General features: G+C 68.9%; 19 protein-coding genes. 10 read left to right on the plus strand and 9 right to left on the minus strand.

The window, feature by feature from the left end:
- Nucleotides 1-56 precede the first annotated feature (56 nt).
- The 6 genes from merB (at nt 57) to ACLJRM_RS01220 (ending at nt 7,058) form a co-directional block, all read left to right on the plus strand.
- Nucleotides 57-638: an organomercurial lyase gene (gene merB / locus ACLJRM_RS01195; RefSeq protein WP_101606684.1), complete on the plus strand. Its 582-nt coding sequence runs from the start codon at nt 57-59 to the stop codon at nt 636-638.
- 101 nt (nt 639-739) lie between these two features.
- The gene (gene aspS / locus ACLJRM_RS01200; protein WP_410661940.1) at nt 740-2,512 is read left to right on the plus strand and encodes an aspartate--tRNA ligase; all 1,773 of its coding nucleotides are present in this window, start codon (nt 740-742) and stop codon (nt 2,510-2,512) included.
- A complete protein-coding gene (locus tag ACLJRM_RS01205; RefSeq protein WP_101606686.1) occupies nt 2,512-3,453 on the plus strand; it encodes a DUF389 domain-containing protein in 942 nt (313 codons plus the stop codon). The genes aspS and ACLJRM_RS01205 overlap by 1 nt, the downstream gene beginning before the upstream one ends.
- Nucleotides 3,454-3,532: 79 nt before the next feature.
- A complete protein-coding gene (locus ACLJRM_RS01210) occupies nt 3,533-4,720 on the plus strand; it encodes a phosphotransferase (protein ID WP_410661941.1) in 1,188 nt (395 codons plus the stop codon).
- A 75-nt stretch (nt 4,721-4,795) separates the two neighbouring features.
- Nucleotides 4,796-5,644, plus strand: coding sequence for an SGNH/GDSL hydrolase family protein (locus ACLJRM_RS01215; RefSeq protein ID WP_101606688.1), 849 nt, complete (start codon nt 4,796-4,798; stop codon nt 5,642-5,644).
- Nucleotides 5,645-5,687: 43 nt separating this feature from the next.
- Nucleotides 5,688-7,058, plus strand: coding sequence for a replication-associated recombination protein A (locus ACLJRM_RS01220; protein ID WP_101606689.1), 1,371 nt, complete (start codon nt 5,688-5,690; stop codon nt 7,056-7,058).
- A gap of 450 nt (nt 7,059-7,508) precedes the next feature.
- On the opposite strand, the gene prcA is transcribed toward ACLJRM_RS01220, so the two are convergent.
- From prcA to dop, 4 genes are all read right to left on the minus strand, one after another.
- Entirely contained in the window at nt 7,509-8,261 is a 753-nt protein-coding gene (gene prcA / locus ACLJRM_RS01225) for a proteasome subunit alpha (RefSeq protein ID WP_101607682.1), read from the minus strand.
- Between the two features lie 52 nt (nt 8,262-8,313).
- Entirely contained in the window at nt 8,314-9,150 is an 837-nt protein-coding gene (gene prcB, locus ACLJRM_RS01230; protein WP_101607681.1) for a proteasome subunit beta, read from the minus strand.
- A 73-nt stretch (nt 9,151-9,223) separates the two neighbouring features.
- Complete coding sequence (locus tag ACLJRM_RS01235; RefSeq protein ID WP_005150863.1) at nt 9,224-9,418, minus strand: ubiquitin-like protein Pup; 195 nt, start codon at nt 9,416-9,418, stop codon at nt 9,224-9,226.
- Between the two features lie 97 nt (nt 9,419-9,515).
- Nucleotides 9,516-11,018: a depupylase/deamidase Dop gene (gene dop, locus ACLJRM_RS01240; RefSeq protein WP_101607680.1), complete on the minus strand. Its 1,503-nt coding sequence runs from the start codon at nt 11,016-11,018 to the stop codon at nt 9,516-9,518.
- Between the two features lie 43 nt (nt 11,019-11,061).
- Between dop and ACLJRM_RS01245 the strand changes: the two genes are divergently transcribed.
- Entirely contained in the window at nt 11,062-11,580 is a 519-nt protein-coding gene (locus tag ACLJRM_RS01245) for an NUDIX hydrolase (RefSeq protein WP_410598893.1), read from the plus strand.
- On the opposite strand, the gene ACLJRM_RS01250 is transcribed toward ACLJRM_RS01245, so the two are convergent.
- From ACLJRM_RS01250 to ACLJRM_RS01265, 4 genes are read right to left on the minus strand one after another with little or no spacing between them, the layout of a single operon-like run.
- Complete coding sequence (locus ACLJRM_RS01250; RefSeq protein ID WP_101607678.1) at nt 11,577-12,182, minus strand: hypothetical protein; 606 nt, start codon at nt 12,180-12,182, stop codon at nt 11,577-11,579. The two genes, ACLJRM_RS01245 and ACLJRM_RS01250, sit on opposite strands and share 4 nt — an antisense overlap.
- A gap of 55 nt (nt 12,183-12,237) precedes the next feature.
- Complete coding sequence (locus ACLJRM_RS01255; RefSeq protein ID WP_410661942.1) at nt 12,238-13,191, minus strand: aldo/keto reductase; 954 nt, start codon at nt 13,189-13,191, stop codon at nt 12,238-12,240.
- Nucleotides 13,188-13,532 carry a hypothetical protein gene (locus tag ACLJRM_RS01260; protein ID WP_410661943.1) on the minus strand — a complete coding sequence of 115 codons (345 nt, stop codon included), beginning with the start codon at nt 13,530-13,532 and terminating at the stop codon, nt 13,188-13,190. Before ACLJRM_RS01260 ends, ACLJRM_RS01255 begins: the two co-directional genes overlap by 4 nt.
- Nucleotides 13,529-14,332 (minus strand): hypothetical protein, encoded by an 804-nt coding sequence (locus ACLJRM_RS01265; protein ID WP_410661944.1) that lies wholly within the window; start codon nt 14,330-14,332, stop codon nt 13,529-13,531. The genes ACLJRM_RS01260 and ACLJRM_RS01265 overlap by 4 nt, the downstream gene beginning before the upstream one ends.
- 107 nt (nt 14,333-14,439) lie before the next feature.
- Between ACLJRM_RS01265 and ACLJRM_RS01270 the strand changes: the two genes are divergently transcribed.
- Nucleotides 14,440-15,351, plus strand: a complete 912-nt coding sequence (locus ACLJRM_RS01270) for a DMT family transporter (protein ID WP_101607674.1) — start codon at nt 14,440-14,442, stop codon at nt 15,349-15,351.
- A 61-nt stretch (nt 15,352-15,412) separates the two neighbouring features.
- On the opposite strand, the gene arc is transcribed toward ACLJRM_RS01270, so the two are convergent.
- Nucleotides 15,413-17,215: a proteasome ATPase gene (arc, locus tag ACLJRM_RS01275; RefSeq protein WP_101607673.1), complete on the minus strand. Its 1,803-nt coding sequence runs from the start codon at nt 17,213-17,215 to the stop codon at nt 15,413-15,415.
- A gap of 363 nt (nt 17,216-17,578) precedes the next feature.
- Here arc and ACLJRM_RS01280 point away from each other — a divergent pair, with 363 nt between their 5' ends.
- Nucleotides 17,579-18,424, plus strand: a complete 846-nt coding sequence (locus ACLJRM_RS01280; RefSeq protein WP_410661945.1) for a hypothetical protein — start codon at nt 17,579-17,581, stop codon at nt 18,422-18,424.
- Nucleotides 18,425-18,434: 10 nt separating this feature from the next.
- Nucleotides 18,435-18,884 carry a hypothetical protein gene (locus tag ACLJRM_RS01285; protein WP_101607671.1) on the plus strand — a complete coding sequence of 150 codons (450 nt, stop codon included), beginning with the start codon at nt 18,435-18,437 and terminating at the stop codon, nt 18,882-18,884.
- The last annotated feature ends 7 nt before the right edge of the window (nt 18,885-18,891 follow it).

An 18,891-nucleotide genomic window follows, 5' to 3' on the forward strand; every position in this document is an offset into this window, starting at 1 on the left:
TGGCGGAAATCCTTTTCGTGATTAATCTCGAAGGGACGAAGGCGAGGAGGTGCCTGTTGACCACCCGGACTGACCGCACCGCCGCTGTCCGCATCGCCTGGGCCGCGACCAAGCTGACCAGAGCGGGCAGACACCCCATCGCCATCGGCAGACTCGCCGCCACCGTCGGGATGGACCCCGCCGAGGCCCACCGGCTGATGGACCTGATGGGTTTCGTCATCCGTGACGGCCTGGTCGTGATGGACCGCGCCTCCCGGCCAGGCCCGGGAGGCCGGGCGGGTTCCGACCTGTTCCGGGTGGACCTGTTCCTGCTGGCCGTCGCCACCGGCGAACCCGTGCACGCGGATTCGGTCTGCCCGGCGACCGGAGCGCGCGTCCGTGTCCACTTCACCCGGGCGCACGTGCTGAGCGTCGACCCGCCGCACGCCGTCGTCGCCGCGTCGCGGTTGCCGGGCGTCGACCTCACCCTCGGCCAGGAGTACGTCGAGGCGCTGGTCTGTACCCAGTTCTTCGCCTCGAAGGAGGCCGCGGCGGGCTGGCTGCTGGAGAACATCGACGGCCGGGTCCTGTCCGTACCCGACTATCTGGCGCACACCCGGCGGATGGTCGCGGCGCTGGAGGCCTGGCCGACGATCTGAGAACACCTGGTCGTGAGGCATCGGTGGCGATTCGTTAGCCTTTGACGTCGGCGAAAAGCCGTCGAATCGCAGAATCGTGATGCCGAAGGAGAGCACCCGCAGTGCTTCGCACCCACAAAGCCGGCACCTTGCGTGCCGAGCACGCCGGTCAGACGGTCACCCTCACCGGATGGGTGGCTCGGCGGCGCGATCACGGCGGCGTCATCTTCATCGATCTGCGCGACGCCAGCGGCGTGAGCCAGGTCGTCTTCCGCGAGGGCGAGATGGCCGAGCGCGCGCACCAGCTGCGGTCGGAGTACTGCCTCCGCATCGTCGGCGAGGTCTCGAAGCGCCCGGACGGCAACGCCAACGCCGAGATCCCCACAGGCGAGATCGAGGTGCTGGCCACCGAGCTCGAGGTGCTGTCCGAGGCCGCCGTGCTGCCGTTCCCGATCGACGACCGGGTCGACGTCGGCGAAGAGACGCGCCTGAAGCACCGCTACCTCGACCTGCGCCGCAGCGGCCCCGCGGCCGCGATGCGCCTGCGCAGCGACGTCAACCGGGCCGCCCGCGAGGTGCTGCACGCCCAGGAGTTCGTCGAGGTCGAGACCCCGACCATGACCCGTTCCACCCCCGAGGGCGCCCGTGACTTCGTGGTCCCGGCCCGCCTCAAGCCCGGCTCCTGGTACGCGCTCCCGCAGTCGCCGCAGCTGTTCAAGCAGCTGCTCATGGTCGGCGGGCTCGAGCGGTACTACCAGATCGCGCGCTGCTACCGGGACGAAGACTTCCGCGCCGACCGGCAGCCGGAGTTCACCCAGCTCGACATCGAGATGAGCTTCGTCGAGCAGGACGACGTCATCGCCCTCGGCGAGGACATCGTGACGGCGCTGTGGAAGCTGATCGGCGCCGAGATCCCCCGGCCGTTCCAGCGCATCACCTACGCCGAGGCGATGGAGAAGTACGGCTCGGACAAGCCGGACCTGCGCTTCGACCTCGAACTCACCGACATGACCGCGTTCTTCGCCGACACGCCGTTCCGCGTGTTCCAGGCGCCCTACGTCGGCGCCGTCGTGATGGCGGGCGGGGCCGACCAGCCGCGCCGCACCCTCGACGCCTGGCAGGACTTCGCCAAGCAGCGCGGTCACCGCGGTCTCGCCTACATCCTGGTCAACGAGGACGGCACGCTCGGCGGGCCGGTCGCGAAGAACCTGTCGGAGAAGGAGCGGGAGACCGTCGCGGAAGCCGTCGGCGCCAAGCCCGGCGACTGTGTCTTCTTCGCCGCCGGCAAGCCCGCCGACGCGCGTTCGCTGCTCGGCGCGACCCGCTTGGAGATCGGCAGCCGTCTCGGCCTGATCGACGAGAACGCCTGGTCGTTCGTGTGGGTCGTCGACTTCCCGATGTTCATCTCGGCCGACGAGTCCGACGACGTCGCCGTCGGCGGTGGCAAGTGGAAGGCGCTGCACCACGCCTTCACCTCGCCGACCCCGGAGTGGATCGGCAAACTCGCCGACGACCCCGGCGGCGCGCTGGCCTACGCCTACGACATCGTCTGCAACGGCAACGAGATCGGCGGCGGCTCGATCCGTATCCACCAGCAGGAACTGCAGAAGCAGGTCTTCGAGCTGATGGGCCTCGGCGAGGAGGAGGCGCAGGAGAAGTTCGGCTTCCTGCTCGACGCCTTCGCGTTCGGCCCGCCGCCGCACGGCGGCATCGCGTTCGGCTGGGACCGGATCGTCATGCTGCTGGCCAAGGCCGATTCGCTGCGTGACGTGATCGCGTTCCCGAAGACCGGCGGCGGATTCGACCCGCTGACCTCGGCCCCGGCGCCGATCACGCCGGAACAGCGCAAGGAGGCGGGCATCGACGCCAAGCCCGCGCCGCCCGTCAAGAACTGATGCTCCATCTCAGGGCCGTGTGCCCGCCGGAACGGACCGAAGAAGCGATCCGGATCCTGCGGGCACACGCCGGGACCGCCCACCTCGTCGTGCATCGCGGGGTGGCGGTCGCGCCCGAGGGTGACCTGGTCGAGGCCGACATCGCGCGTGAGGCGGCCGACGAGATCATCGAGTCGCTGTGCGGGCTCGACCTCGACCACACCGGCGGGATCACCTTGGAGGCGCTGGACACCGCGGTGTCCGACGCCGCGGACAAGGCCGAAGAGGACGCGCCGGGGGAAGCCGCGGACGCGGTGGTGTGGCAGGAACTCGTCGGCCGCACGGGTGAGGAATCCCGGCTTACCTGGACATTTCAGGCGTTTCTGACCATCGCTTGCGTGCTGGCGTCGGTGGGCGTGATCACGAACTCGTCGGTCACCATCGTCGGCGCGATGGTCGTCGGACCGGAATTCGGCCCGCTGGCGGCCATCGCGGTCGGGTTGGTGCTGCGCCGGGGCGATCTGGTGAAACAAGGCACCGTCGCGCTGCTGGGCGGATTTCCCATCGCCATGGTGATCACCCTCGGTGTGGTGCTGCTGGGCAACACCACGGGTGTTCTCGAGGTCGGCAAGCTCGTGGACAACCACGAGGCGGATTTCGTTTACCAGGTGGGAATCGCGTCGCTGATCGTCGCGCTGCTCGCGGGCGCGGCGGGGATGCTTTCCATGACTTCGGCCAAATCCGCCGCCCTGGTCGGCGTTTTCATCTCGGTGACCACGGTGCCGGCGGCGGGCTACGCCGTGGTCGCGGCGGTTGCCGGTGAGTGGGACCGGTGCCTCTATTCGGCCGGTCAGCTGCTGGTCAATCTCATCGGAATCGTTGCAGCTGCGGCCATTGTGCTGATGTTGCGCCGTCGAGGGCAACGATCGAGGGTAACGGAACGTCCGCTTTCACGCGGATGAGTCCCAGATCGCGTCAGTGCGCGCGTTTGCCCGGATCTCAGTGGTCATGGTTGCTCAGTCACGAGTAGGGTCGGTGGTAATGACAGTCGATACCTCCTCTGCCGATGATTCCACCGTCGGAGCTGGAGCCGAAACCCTCGCCGTCGCAGCGGCAGTCGCTGCGGGCGAGTCGGTCCTTTCGCGCCGCTTCGGCAGCGCGATCACTCTCGTAGCCCCGGAAGACCTCGCCGGCAGTGGCCCGGCCACGGTCGTCCGGGCGAGGGTGGCGTCCTCGCCGTTCGCGTTGCCGCGCACCCTGGTCATCAAGCACTACCCCGATCCACCCGAACCGGGACGGGCCGATCCGTTCGCGCAGGAGGCGGTCAGCTACCAGCTGTTCACCGCGCTCGCGCCGGAGGACCGGATGTGCCCGGAGCTGCTGGCGCACGACGGCCGGTATCGCGTCCTGGTGATCGAGGACCTCGGCGGCGTCCCGACGCTGCACGACAAGCTCCACGCCCGTGACGCGCGCGGCGCCGAACGCGCGCTGCTGTCGTGGGCCCGGTCGCTGGGCAGGCTGCACGCGAGCACCGCGAGCCGCGAGCCCGATTTCAACGCGCTCCTGCGCCGTCTGGGTGGTCCGGTCAAGAACGAGGACGCGCCGCTGCCCGCGGTCTGCGCCCAGCTGCCGGGGCTGCTGGAGGAACTGCTCGACGTCGAGACACCGGAGCCGGTGCAACGGCGGGTCATGGAGGTCGCCGAGCGCGCGGGCGCGCCGTCGTACCGCGCGTTCAGCCCGGTGGACCTCAGCCCGGACAACAACCTCGTGACCAGCGGCGGAGTGCGGTTCCTCGACTTCGAGCGCGGCCGGGTGCGCAGCACCCTGATGGACGCGGCGTACCTGCGGCTGCCGTTCGCGTCGACCGCGGACGCGCTGGCGCTGCCGCCGGGGATGAGCGAGGCGATGATCGCGGCCTGGCGGTCGGAGGTCGTCTCCGTCTGGCCCGCGCTCGCGGACGAGGACGCGCTGGCCGAGCACCTGATGGACGGTCAGCTGCTCCTGCTGTGGATCATCACCTGGGAAATCCTCCCCGAACTGGACCTGGACAGGCACGCCACGCCGATCAGCCGGGAGGCCGGCTTGGTGACCTGGTGGCGGGAACTGGCCAAGCATTCACTGCGCGCCCGCCTGACGGACATCTCCGAACACGCCACCCGGGTCGCCGCGGCGCTCGGGGCCCGGCTGGGCCCGCACGCGGACCTGGCGTTCTACCCCGCGTTCCGGTAGCCGCCGCACGGACTTTTCGCTCGACCGTCCTCGCCGCGTTACCCAGGCATCACCGCAGGTGAGTCTGCGTGGCCGATGGTGGCTACCGTGACCGTGATCAGTGTCGAAGTCACTCCGAGTCCCGAACCCCTCCTTCCTCCTGCCCCGGCCGTACCCCGGTCCGCCCGCAGACTGGTCGTACTCGGCGATTCCACCGCCGTGGGCCTGGGTGACCCGCTGCCGGACAGAGGCGGCTGGCGCGGGGTCGGCCCGCTCGTCGCCGAGGCGCTGGGCGTCGAGCCGGACGGCTACCTGAACCCGTCGTTCGCCGGAGCGCGCATGGGGTGCGTGCTGACGAAGCAGCTTCCCGCGGCCGTGGCGCACCGGCCGGACGTCGCGCTGGTGGTGGCGGGGATGAACGACACGCTGCGGCCCGATTTCAGCGCCGAGCGGATCGCCGCGGACCTCACCGAAGTGATCCGCTCGCTGGCCGCCGTCGGCACCACCGTGGTGCCGGTGCGCTACCACGACCACGGCAAGGTGTTCCGCCTCCCGCAGTCGTTGCGGCGGGCGCTGAGCGAGCGGGTGGCCGAACTGAACGCCGCCATCGCCGGTGTCGTCGAGCGCGAAGGCGTGCCGTGCCTCGACCTCGAACTGCTGCCCGGCGCCTACGACCTCACCGCGTGGAGCGTCGACCGGCTGCACCCGTCGGAACTCGGGCACCGGATGCTGGCGACCGGGTTCACCGAACGGCTGTCCGAAGCCGGGTTCGCGGTACCGCGTCCGGTCAGCCTGACCTGCTCGGGAGGCGTGGAGCCGAGCACCGCCGGGCATGTCGGCTGGCTGGTGCTGAAGGGGGTGCCGTGGGTGTGGCGGCGGGGCCGCGAGTTCGTGCCGTACGCGGCCGTGATCATGTGGCACTCGTTCCGGGAGCGGCTGCGCTGACCTGTGGCCGGAACCGTCGGTGGGTACGGCTACCGTCGACACCGTGGCACAGGACGAACTCTTCACCGTGAACCCCGATCTCGGGCCTCCTCCGGAGGATGACGAGCCGAGAGAGGTCGCCGTACCGGCAGGCTCGCCGCTGGCCGTGCGGATGCGGCCGCGGACGCTCGGCGAGGTCGTCGGCCAGCAGCACCTGCTGCGTGAGGGCGCGCCACTGCGGCGGCTCGTCGAGGGCGCGGCGCCCGCGTCCGTGCTGCTCTACGGTCCGCCGGGGACGGGCAAGACCACGCTGGCGAACCTCGTTTCGGCCGCGACCGGACGCCGGTTCGTGGCGATGTCGGCGCTGTCGGCCGGGGTGAAGGAGGTGCGCGGGGTCATCGAAGAGGCCCGGCGACGCCGTAACTACAACGCCGAGAACACCGTCCTGTTCATCGACGAGGTCCACCGGTTCTCCAAGACGCAGCAGGACGCTCTGCTCGGTGCGGTCGAGGATCGCACGGTCCTGCTGGTGGCGGCCACCACGGAGAACCCGTCGTTCTCCGTCGTCGCCCCGCTGCTCTCGCGGTCGCTGGTGCTGCAACTGCGGCCGCTGACCGACGACGACATCGTCGCCCTGATCGACCGCGCGCTGACCGACGAACGAGGTCTCGGCGGCGAACTCACCCTGACCGACGAGGCGCGGGCGCATCTGGTGCGGCTGGCCACCGGCGACGCCCGGCGCGCGCTGACCGCGCTGGAAGCCGCCGCCGACGCCGCGAGCGCGACCGAGGCCAAGACGATCGACCTGGCCATCGTCGAGTCCACAGTGGACAAAGCGGCGGTGCGGTACGACCGCGACGGCGATCAGCACTACGACGTCATCAGCGCGTTCATCAAGTCGATCCGTGGCTCCGACGTGGACGCCGCGCTGCACTACCTGGCGCGGATGATCGAAGCGGGGGAGGACCCGCGGTTCCTGGCCCGCCGCCTGGTGGTGCACGCGAGCGAGGACATCGGCATGGCCGACCCGACGGCACTGCAGTCCGCCGTCGCGGCGGCGCACGCGGTGCAGTTCATCGGGATGCCGGAAGGACGGCTCGCGCTGGCGCAGGCGACCGTGCACCTGGCGACGGCGCCGAAGTCGAACGCCATCGTCACCTCGATCGACGCGGCGCTGTCCGACGTCCGGTCCGGGCGGATCGGGACGGTGCCGCCGCACCTGCGGGACGGGCACTACGCGGGAGCGGAGAAGCTCGGCAACGCGAAGGGGTACCGGTATCCGCCCAACGCGCCGGAAGGTGTTCTGGCGCAACAGTATCCGCCGGACGAACTGGTCGGGCGGGACTACTACGAGCCGACGCAGCGGGGTGCGGAGCGGACTCTGCACGAGCGGGTTCCGAAGCTGCGGCGCACGATCCGGGGCGAACGTTCCTGAAGTGAGCGTCGGGTGGTGGGCCGGGTTGGTCGTGAGTGGCGATTCGGGTTCTAACCCGAATCGCCACTCACGACCAACCCGACCCACTCGGTACCGGCGCCTCGGTCGCTTGAAGTACGTGATGGCCCCCTTTATTGCGCTAGACGCAAGGAAGGGGGCCCTCACGTACTTCGGCAAGGAGCGAGGGAAGAGGGCCTCCACGCGCGGCCGCTGTGACCACTGGTGCGGGTGGGGCGAAAGTAGCGGCCGTGGCGATCACGAAGGTAGTGAAGGCCTCCATCACTACGGTCAAGGTAGGCAAGGGGCCCTTCACGACCCGGACCCGTGAACGACCGCAGCCGCCACTCGCGACCCACCACGCTCCGCCCACCGTCCACACCGGACCCCCAAACGTGAAGGCCCCCTCCCCCACGCCAGACGCGGGGAAGGGGGCCTTCACGTACTTGAGACTCAGTCCTTCTTGGACTCGCCTTCGGGCTTGTCACCCTCGGACTCGTCCTTCTCCGGCTCGGCGGGCAGCAGCGCGTCCAGCGCAGCCCCGGCGACCCGGCGGAACTTGCGGCCGCGTCGCTCCCGCTCGAGTACGGCGACCTCGAGCTTCACCGGGTCCGAGTCGCCGTTCGTGGGCGTCGGGGTGTTGTCGCGCAACGCCTTCACGGCGACCCCGAGTGCCACCTCCAGCTCCAGGTCCGGCTCGTAGCTCTCTTTCAGCTTCGTGGTGAGCGTGTCGGCCTGACCGCCCATCACGACGAACTTCGGCTCGTCGAAGATCGAACCGTCGTAGGTCAACCGGTACAGCTGGTCCTCGGCCGCGGTCGCGCCGACCTCGGCGACGCAGACCTCCACCTCGAACGGCTTCAGCTGTTCGGTGAAGATGCTGCCCAGTGTCGCGGCGTACGCGTTCGCCAGCGCACGCGCGCTGACGTCCCGCCGGTCGTACTGGTAGCCCTTCAGGTCCGCGTGCCGGATACCGGCGACCCGCAGGTTCTCGAACTCGCTGTAGCGGCCCACGGCCGCGAAGCCGATCCGGTCGTAGATCTCCGACACCTTGTGCAACGTCGCCGACGGGTTCTCGGCCACGAACAGCACGCCACCGCGGTACTTCAGCGCGACCACGCTCCGGCCGCGCGCGATTCCCTTGCGCGCGAGCTCCGAGCGCTCCCGCATCAACTGCTCGGGAGAGGCGTACAACGGCATCGTCACTGTGGGGCTCCGCTCTTTCTGGCTCTCATCGGAAAAGGGACAGGGAGGACGGCTAGCGTCCGCGCTCGGATCGCGTGGCCACGATCGCCTCGGCCACCGCGGTGGTCTGTTCGAGCGGCAACGCCACCGCACCCTGTTCCGCGGTGACCGTCACGATCGTCGGGAAGATCCGGCGCACCAGATCCGGTCCGCCGGTCGCGGTGTCATCGTCCGCCGCGTCGTACAACGCTTCCACCGCCACCCGGATCGCGCCTTCGGCGTCCGCGTCCGGGTCGTACAGCTTCTTCAGAGAGCCCTTCGCGAACAGCGAACCCGAACCGATGGCGTGGTACCCGGCGCTCTCCTCGTACCGGCCGCCCGTCGCGTCGTACGAGACGATCCGGCCCGCGTGCTTCGCGTCTTCCGCGTCGAGGTCGTATCCGACGAACAGCGGCAGCACGGCCAGGCCCGCCATCGCCATCTCGAGGTTGGACTTCACCAGCCCGGCGAGTTTGTTCGTCTTGCCGTCGAGCGAGAGCGAAACACCCTCGATCTTCTCGTAGTGCGCCAGTTCGACCGCGTACAACCGCACCATCTCGATCGCCAGCCCGGCCGAGCCCGCGATTCCCACCGCCGAATACTCGTCGGTGACGTGCACCTTCTCCATGTCGCGCGAAGCGATCAGGTTGCCCGACGTCGCCCGCCGGTCACCGGCGATCAGCACCCCGCCCGCGAACTTGACCGCGACGATCGTCGTACCGTGCGGCGCGTCCAGCCCGCCCGCGCCGGCCGCGACACGCCGTTCCGGGAGCAGTTCGGGCGCCTGCGCCCGAAGGAAGTCCGAGAACGACGAGGTCGCCGACGAGAAGTACGCGGCGGGCAGCGCCGACTTACCCGAGGTGTGTTCCATACGTGCTCAAAGTTCCAATCTGTGTGATCCGCCGGCTCCGCACAGGCGACCGCACCCGGCCGCCCGGAACGAGTTACTCGCCGCCCTTTTGCACGTACGCGCGGACGAAGTCCTCGGCGTTCTCTTCGAGCACGTCGTCGATCTCGTCGAGGATCGTGTCGACGTCCTCACCAAGCTTCTCGCGCCGCTCCTGGCCCGCCGGACCGCCGCCCTCGAACTCTTCGTCCGAGTCGCCTCCGCCGTGCTTTTCGATCTTTTCCTGAGCCATCTCGCCTCCCGGTGTGGCCGATGTTTCCTAGCCTACCCAGCGGTCCCGACATTCCGTGGGATCCGTGATCGCTTAACCCCGATGAAAGGAAATCCCGCTAGTCCGAACCGGTGAGCGCCTCCACCAGCTCCTCGGCGGTCGCGGAGTCGTCCAGCAACTTCCCCACGTGGGCCTTCGTGCCCCGCAGCGGCTCCAACGTCGGGATCCGCACCAGCGATTCCCTGCCGACGTCGAAGATGACCGAATCCCAGGACGCCGCGGCGATGGAGCTGGCGTACTTCTCCAGCGTGCGGCCCCGGAAGTAGGCCCTGGTGTCCGAAGGCGGGGTCGTGATCGCCTCCTGCACCTCCTCCTCGGTCACCAGGCGCTTCATCGAACCCCTGGTGACGAGCCTGTTGTACAGGCCCTTGTCCAGCCGGACATCCGAGTACTGCAGGTCGACCAGCCGCAACCGCGGCGCGCCCCAGGCCAGCTGGTCCCGCGCGCGGTAGCCCTCGAGCAACCGCAGCTTCGCCGGCCAGTCCAGCCTGTCCGCGCATTCCTGGGGGTCCCGCGCCAGCGCGTCCAGGATCTCGCCCCAGACCCGCAGGACCTCCTTGGAGGCTTCGTCCGCACCGGTGCGCTCCAGGTTCGCCGACGCGATCTCGTGGTAGGCGAACTGCAGGTCCAGCCCGGTGTACTTCCGGCCGTTGGCCAGCGACACCTTCGCCTTGAGCGTCGGGTCGTGGCTGATCTGGTGCACCGCGCGCACCGGCTCGTCCAGTTTCAGGTCGTCGAACCGGATACCCGCCTCGATCAGGTCCAGCACCAGCGCCGTCGTCCCGACCTTGAGGTACGTCGAGTACTCGGCCAGGTTCGCGTCACCGATGATGACGTGCAGGCGGCGGTACTTGTCCGCGTCGGCGTGCGGTTCGTCGCGGGTGTTGATGATCCCGCGCTTGAGCGTCGTCTCCAGGCCGACCTCGACCTCGATGTAGTCGGAACGCTGCGAAAGCTGGAAGCCCGCTTCCTCGCTCTGCTGCCCGACCCCGACGCGTCCCGAACCCGTCATCACCTGACGGGACGCGAAGAACGGCGTCAGTCCCGCGATCACCGCGGTGAACGGGGTCGACCGCTGCATCAGGTAGTTCTCGTGCGTGCCGTAGCTCGCGCCCTTGCCGTCGACGTTGTTCTTGTACAGCTGCAACGGCGGCTGGCCGGGAACGGTGGCGGCCTTGCGCGCCGCCTCCTCCATGACCCGCTCGCCCGCCTTGTCCCAGATGACCGCGTCGCGCGCGTTCGTCACCTCGGGCGCCGAATACTCCGGGTGAGCGTGGTCGACGTACAGCCGCGCGCCGTTGGTCAGGATCACGTTCGCCGCGCCGAGATCCTCGACGTCCGGATCGTGGCCAGGGCCGCTCGGGCCGGTCAGGTCGAAACCACGGGCGTCGCGCAGTGGCGATTCCACCTCGTAGTCCCAGCGAGCCCGCCTTGCCCGCGGGATGTCCGCCGCGGCCGCGTAGGCCAACACGACCTGGGTCGAGGTAAGTACCGGGTTCGCCGTCGCGTCGCCCGGCACCGCGATGCCGTACTCGACTTCGGTTCCCATGATCCGCCGCATACCCACCACCCTACGGGGTCGGAGGCGTGCGACGATGCCCCCCATGTCAGGCAGTGACGAACTCGTTGCGCTCTATGACCTCGGTGGAACCGCCGTGGGAGCGGCCACCCGGTCCCGGGTCCGTGCCGAAGGACTCTGGCACGCGGCGGGCGTGGTGTTGGTCCGTTCGAGTGACGGAGGCTCCGTCTACGTGCACCTGCGCACCCCCACGAAGGACGTCTATCCCTCCACTTGGGACTGCTGGGCGGGCGGCATCGTCGCGGCGGGTGAGACGCCCGAGGAGTGCGCCCGACGGGAACTGGCTGAAGAACTGGGTGTTCACGGAGTGGAACTGAGGCCGCTTTTCGTCCATATCACCGACGACGACACGATCCGCTGCCACAACTTCGCCTTCGAAACGCGCTGGGACGGTCCCTTCGTCCATCAGCCGTCCGAAGTGGTCGAAGGACGGTGGCTGACGCTGGACGAGTTGCGTTCGTGGCTCGACGATCCCGAAAGCCGGTTCATCCCGGACGGACGTCTCGGCGCGCTGGAGTGGTTCCGGCGGGAAGCCGCCCGCTAGGCCGAACGGAGGCGCTGCGCGACGATCGGCAGCAGGCGCCTGGCCGCGTCGGTCGCGCGCGCCTCGGTCCCGGCGGTCACGCTGAGCGCGGAGACGAGCTTCCCCTTGGCGAGCAACACGGTGCACGTCGTGCCTTCACACCAAGCCCGCTGCACTTCGATACCGGACTGCTTCGTCAGCGTGAGCTTCTTGCCTTCGCAGACCGCCTGGGTGACGACGTCCGAAGCGTCACGGTCGGTGTACTCGGTCACCTGATGTTCCAGTGTCGAGCCGCTCGGGTAGGACCAGGCCGTCGAGCGGCTCGTGCCGCGGGTGAGACCGGTCAGACAGCCGGACACCTTGCTCTCGCCCGGGACGACTTCTTCCTCGGCGACGTCTTCGTCGGTCAGCAACGCGGCGGAAACGGCCGCGGGGACCGGAGCTCGGGTCGACGAGGGCGGAACCGGGGCAGCCTGCGGTTTGACCGAAGGCTGCACAGGTTCGACCGTCGGCGTGGGCGTCGGGTCGTCGTAATAGGTGTCGAGGTCGTTGGGCCGGTCCGCGCAGCCGGACAAACCGAACAGCGCGACCGTCGCCACCGCGAGAACCTGCCGATGACGCACCCTCAAGCCTCCCCGGTGACCCGCCAGACGTTTGCCGCGAGACTAGTCCAGCCCCTCAATGCCAGCCGAGGCAGGACCTGTGCCGCCAGTAGGCGACGGGTTCCTCGGCGAGCGCGGCCAGCTCCGCGAGTTCGTCCGCGGTCGGCTTCACCTTGGTGGCAACGAGATTCTCCGCGAGCTGCGCCGTACTCGACGGGCCGATGACCGCGACCGGCCGCCAGTCCTGCGCCAGGACCGCCGCGATCGCCACCGCGTCCGGGCCGGCCTCGTGTTCGCGCGCAATCCGCGCGAGTGCGGGCGGCGGCTCGACCACCAGCCGTCCGTTCGCGACGGTTTCCTTGACCAGCACCCGTTTCCCGGCCGCTTGCGCTTCCGCGAGCGCCGGGCCGGCGGAAGGTTCCAGCAGATTCCACGTCGACTGCACGGCACTGAACACCGGCGTCCCGGACACTTCCAGCTCGAACGCCCGGCGGATCGCGTCGGCCTGCGCGGGCCCGGACGTCGAGAATCCCACCGGAACGCCGTCTGCCGCGAGTTCGGCCAGCGCGCCGACGAGCCGCTCGTCGGCGAACAGCGGACTGTCCACAGTGAGCGAGTGGACCTGGTAGAGCGTGACCGCTTTCCCCAGCAGGTCAACGGTTTCTGCCCATTGTTCGGCGAACCGTGCCGCGGTGTGCTCCTTGACCTCGTGCACTTCCGCGTCGAGCTTCCACTCCCCCACGTAGCGGTAGCCCCATTTGCTCGACACCATCACGTCCGTGTGACCGCGATCGGCGAGCCACCCGGCGAGGAACTCCTCCGAAGAACCATACGAACGGGCGACGTCGATCCAGCGGACGCCCGCGCGGTACGCGTCGTCCAGCACGTCGTAGGTCGCCGCGCGCATCGCCTCGAACCCGCGTCCGGGCGGCAGCGCGTCGACCCGGCCGAGGTTGATGTACGCGGGCCTGCCGAGCGCCGCCAGTCCGACGGCGATCCGTTCGCCGACCGGGATTTCCGAGGCTGTCACCGGGCTCCTTCGTTCTTGTGGCGGAGGATGGCGAGCCATTGACTCGAGTTCTGCGCCTGCCGGTGAAGCTTTTCGAGGCGGGCCGCCGGAGCCCGAACGTAACCCTTGCCGAAGACGGGCGCGATCTGACGGAGGCTGGCGCCCTCTTCCCTGGCGGCGAGGAGCGCCCAGTCGGACGCGTCGGCGCAGGCCGCGGAGGCGCGCCGCAGCTCCCCCAGGATCTCGATCAGCTCGGGAGCGCTCACCTCCCCGGCCTGGACGGCGGCCGCCGTCGTTTCCAGCCACGCCAGAACATCGGCCTCGGTGATCGGCGCGCGCGGGCGCCCGGGGGATTCGCTCACGACCCGGAAGTATAGGGCGTTATACGCGCGCCGAGCGTGACCACCACGCCGGGAGTGTGTTCCCCGACGTCCGGGATCCGGTCCGCCAGAAGCCGGGCCGAGCGTCGCACCGTGCCGAAGGGGTCGGCCGCCAGCCCCGTGTCCACCAGGAGTTCCAGCAATGCCCTGCTCTGGCGGCCCGCCACGGCCACCGCTCCCCCGGCCGAGATCTCCAGCGCGCCGAGCCATCCGTAGGACGCCACGAGTGGATGCCTCGGAGCGGGAACGACCGCGCGAACGATCTCGACGGTCTCGGTCCACATGTCGGGGTCTTCGGGACGGAAGCACTCGCGCCAGGCCACCGCGGGATCGTCCGCGTCCTCGAAGACGGTCTTCGGATCCAGGGGACCGAAACGCCCCGATCCGTTCGCGAAAGTCCCGTCCGGCAGGACGCGCAGCGCCCAATGCTCGCTGGCGCGCTCATGCCCTGACACGCGCAACTCGCGGCCGGGCGCGGGTTTCATCCGGGCGGGGAGCACGGGAGGGACCGGCCCGTCCGGAATCTCGGGACCTCGGGCGGGGAGGAGCCCGCCCCCTTCGGTCAGGCCGATCAACCCGTCCTGCTCGGCCAGCCACCCCACCGGATCCACCGTCGCGGCGAGTTCGGTGATCCAGTCCGCCGTCGCCCCGGTGACCGTCAGCCGTCCGTCTTGATCGAGTTCGACCTCCCACCGGATCCCGCCGGTCTCGCCGAGGGCACTCGCAGCGGCCGCGAGCTCGCCCGCCGCACGGCGCCGCATCCCGGAAAACCTCTTCCCCATTCCCGGAACGTACTGGAGGCGTCGGACACATCGTCCGAAAACCGCTGGAGTGCACAGTGGATTCCCGATTCACTGAGTTCGCAGTCGAGGGCTCAGGAGAAGGACAATTGGGACGTTTCGGTATCGCGATCCGATTCGCGGCACTCGCGGTCGTATGGGGCGCTAGTTTTCTGTTCATCAAAGTCGGGCTCACCGGCCTGTCGCCCGCTCAGGTGGCGCTCTCCCGCGTCTGCCTCGGCGCGCTGGCGCTGATCGCCATCGCCGCCTGGCGCCGCAAGCCACTCCCCCGCGATCCGGCCGTATGGGGCCATCTCGCGGTCGTTTCCGTACTGCTGTGCGTCATCCCGTTCCTGCTGTTCTCCTGGGCCGAGCAGTACATCTCCTCCGGGCTAGCCAGCATCTTCAACGCGACGACCCCGCTGATCACGATGCTCATCGCGGCGGCCGCGCTGCCCTCCGAGCGCTTCACGAAGGCCCGGACGACCGGCCTGGTCCTCGGTTTCCTCGGCGTGCTCACCATCGTCGGGGTCTGGCAAGGAATCGACGTCTCCCACGAGCTGACGGCGCAGCTGGCCTGCCTCGGCGCGACGACCTGCTACGGGATCTCGTTCGTCTACGTGCGGCGGTTCATCTCCTGGCGGAACCTCGACGCCCCGACCATCGCGCTCGGGCAGGTCTGCTGTGGCGCCGTCGTCATGCTGGTGCTCGCGCCGTTCATCGCGACGACGCCGGTGCACCTCGACACGACGATCGTCCTCAGCATGATCGCGCTCGGAGCGCTGGGCACCGGGCTCGCCTACGCCTGGAACGCGTCGATCATCGCGGCGTGGGGCGCGTCGAACGCGTCGGCGGTGACCTACCTCACACCCGTTGTGGGCGTGCTGCTCGGTGTCCTGGTGCTCGACGAACCGCTGGCGTGGAACCAGCCCGCCGGCGCGCTGCTCGTCGTCCTGGGCATCCTCGCCGCGCACGGGCGGCTGAGCCTGCGTAAGAAGCTCAAGGAACCTGTGGCCGTGTGAACCGAAACGAAGGGGCCCTTCACCGCGTGTTCCGCGGTGAAGGGCCCCTTCGCTTCTCGCCCTACAGGTACTGACCGGTGTTCGTGGCGGTGTCTATCGCCCGCCCCGAATCCTGGTTCTTGCCGGTGACGAGCGTGCGGATGTAGACGATCCGCTCACCCTTCTTGCCGGAGATCCGGGCCCAGTCGTCCGGGTTGGTGGTGTTGGGCAGATCCTCGTTCTCCGCGAACTCGTCGACGATCGCGTCCAGCAGGTGCTGCACGCGCAAGCCGGGCTGCTGGGTCTCCAGCACCGACTTGATGGCCGACTTCTTCGCCCGGTCCACGATGTTCTGGATCATCGCGCCCGAGTTGAAGTCACGGAAGTACAGGACCTCCTTGTCACCGTTGGCGTAGGTGACCTCGAGGAACCGGTTCTCGTCCGTCTCCTCGTACATGCGCTCGACGGTGTGCTGGATCATCGCGTCGAACGTCGCCCTGCGGTCACCGCCGAACTCTGCCAGGTCGTCCGCGTGGATCGGCAGACCGTCGGACAGGTACTTGGAGAAGATGTCCTTCGCGCCTTCGGCGTCCGGACGCTCGATCTTGATCTTGACGTCGAGCCGGCCCGGCCGCAGGATCGCCGGGTCGATCATGTCTTCACGGTTGGAGGCGCCGATGACGATGACGTTCTCCAGGCCCTCGACACCGTCGATCTCCGAGAGCAGCTGCGGGACGATCGTGGTCTCCACGTCGGAGGACACGCCCGAACCGCGGGTGCGGAAGATCGAGTCCATCTCGTCGAAGAACACGATCACCGGGGTGCCTTCGGAGGCCTTTTCCCGAGCTCGCTGGAAGATCAGGCGGATGTGCCGCTCGGTCTCCCCGACGAACTTGTTCAACAGCTCCGGACCCTTGATGTTCAGGAAGTAGGACTTCCCGTCCGCCGCGTCGCCGCGTGCTTCCGCGACCTTCTTGGCGAGCGAGTTGGCCACCGCCTTGGCGATGAGGGTCTTACCGCAGCCAGGAGGCCCGTAGAGCAGCACGCCCTTCGGCGGGCGCAGCTGGTACTCCTGGTAGAGATCCGCGTGCAGGAACGGCAGCTCGACGGCGTCGCGGATCTGCTCGATCTGCCGGGTGAGGCCACCGATGTCCTCGTATTGGACGTCGGGCACCTCCTCCAGCACGAGATCCTCGACCTCCGCCTTCGGCACACGCTCGTAGGCGTAGCCGGCTTTCGAGTCCACCAGCAGGGAATCGCCCGGCTTGAGGGGCTGCTCGGCCAGCGGATCGGAGAGCAGGACGACCCGCTCCTCGTCCGCGTGCCCGACCACGAGCGCACGGGGGCTGCCGCCCTCGACGTCCGGGGCCAGCACCTCGCGCAACGCGCAGACCTCGCCGATCTTCTCGAAGTCACCGCCTTCTACGACGGTCAGCGCCTCGTTGAGCCGCAACGCTTGGCCGCGCTGCAGCGACGAGACCTCGACCGCGGGTGAGACCGAGACCCGCATCTTGCGGCCCGCGGTGAACACGTCCACCGTGTTGTCCTCGTACGCGGTCACGAACACGCCGTAACCGCTCGGAGGCTGGGCCAGCCTGTCGACCTCCTCTCGCAACGCGAGCAACTGGCCACGCGCCTCGCGGAGCGTCTCGACCAGTTTCGTGTTGCGTTCAGTGAGTTGGCTCACTCGTTCCGACGCCTCGGCGAGTCGCTGCTCCAGGACTCGGTTCTGACGTGGCGAATCGGTGAGCTTCCGGCGCAGCAGGGCCACTTCCTCCTCGAGGAAGCGAATCTGACGTGCCTGCTCGTCGGACGTGGTTCCAGCTCCGGTCGTTTCTGAAGGGTCGGCCTCCTCGCGCCGACCTCCGGGAAGGTCATGATGCATTGGGCACCTCCTCGGAGTGCTTTTCATTCCACGGTACCGGCGATCACCGACAATAAAAGGCCTTTCCGCATCACAAGATCGGCGCGTCGCGTTCCGGACGACCTGACAGCACGTACGTTCACACCGCGCAAGGGGCCATCCCGGTGCCGGGTCTGGCACTCCCATGGTCACATTCCGTCCACCTGCCCTGACCTGCGGCGGAATACCCGGCTCCGTCCGGGTGCAAACGGGTTTCCGGTATCAGTTCGGCCCTAATCGAGCGGCGATCCGGCTCGATGGCTAGCATCGGGCCGACGTTCGCCGGGGAGGCGGACCGGCCTGTCGTGTTGAGCATTTTCGCAGAACAGCTAGGGGGCATCAGCCATGACTTACCCGCCGCAGCAGCCCGGCGGCTACGGACAGGATCCGTACGGCCAGCAGGGCGGGTACCCGCAGAGCGGCGCCCAGCCGCAGCAGGGATACCCCGGTGGCGGCCAGTACGGTCAGCAGCAGCCTGGTCAGTACGGACAGGACCCGTACGGCCAGCAGCAAGGTGGTTACCCGCAGAGCGGCCCCCAGCCCCAGCAGGGATACCCCGGTGCCACGCAGCAGTTCGGCCAGCCGGATCCGTACGGTCAGCAGCAGGGCGGTTACAACGCCTACCCGCAGGAAGGCGGCGGCTACGGTGAGCCGCCCAAGAAAAAGAAGACCGGACTGATCGTCGGCATCGCGGTCGGCGCGGTCGTGCTGGTCGGCGGCGGTGTCACCGCCCTCGTCATCGCCCTGAACTCCGGCGACGACAACCCGACCGCGGCCCCACCTGCCAGTTCGAGCAGTGCGGCCCCGACGGGTTCCGCTTCCTCGTCGTCGAAGCCGTCCACTTCGTCGACCCGGAGCAAGTCCAGCTCGCCCAGCACCTCGGCGACCAAGGGCTCCGGGCCCGCCCCACTGGGCAAGGCGACACCCGAAGAGGTCGCGGACGCCGTGTTCAACGCCTACAACTCGGGCGATGGCAAGACGGTCGCGCAGTCGGCCTGCCGCAGTGTGAACACCAAGGACGACATCTCGATCGCCAAGGACCTCAAGATCACGAAGTCCGGGGACCTGGCGACCACCGGAGAGTCGGCCAAGCTCCCGATCACGGCCACCACGAACGGCAAGACCGAGTCAGGGGTCCTCAACTTCAAGAAGGAGTCGGACCTCTGGTGCTTCATCGGCGCGAAGCGCTGACACGGAACCGGTGTCCAGCAGGCTGATCGCCGTTCTCGCCGGATGCGGCGCGGTCGTGGTGGGTGTCGTGGTGGGGCTGCTGCTGGTGGCCCCGTCCGGCTCCGACCCGGCCGCGTCGAGCACCGCAGCGCCCCCGTCGTGGCCGAGTCAGTCCCGTCCGGTCCCGGTGGATCCGGACGTGGCCGCGGTCGAGGTGGTGGGCAAGGCGATCGCCGCGGCGATCGTCGACCACGACGCGACGGCGTTCGGCAAGCTCACCTGCGTCCAGCAGTCGTCGGCCGATCTGGCCGAGCTCAAGCGGAAGTGGGAGGCGGCGGGCAAGGTTTCCGCGACCGTCCCCGACCCGCCTACGGTCAGCGGCGATTCGGCGACGGTGACCGTGCACGTCGAGGGCGCGGGCGGCCAGAAGGACACGCCTTTCCCGCTGAAGAAGCGTGAGGGCAAGTGGTGCGTGCCCTAATTGTCTG

This window comes from Amycolatopsis sp. lyj-84, assembly GCF_046549075.1.
Classification (GTDB): Bacteria; Actinomycetota; Actinomycetes; order Mycobacteriales; family Pseudonocardiaceae; genus Amycolatopsis.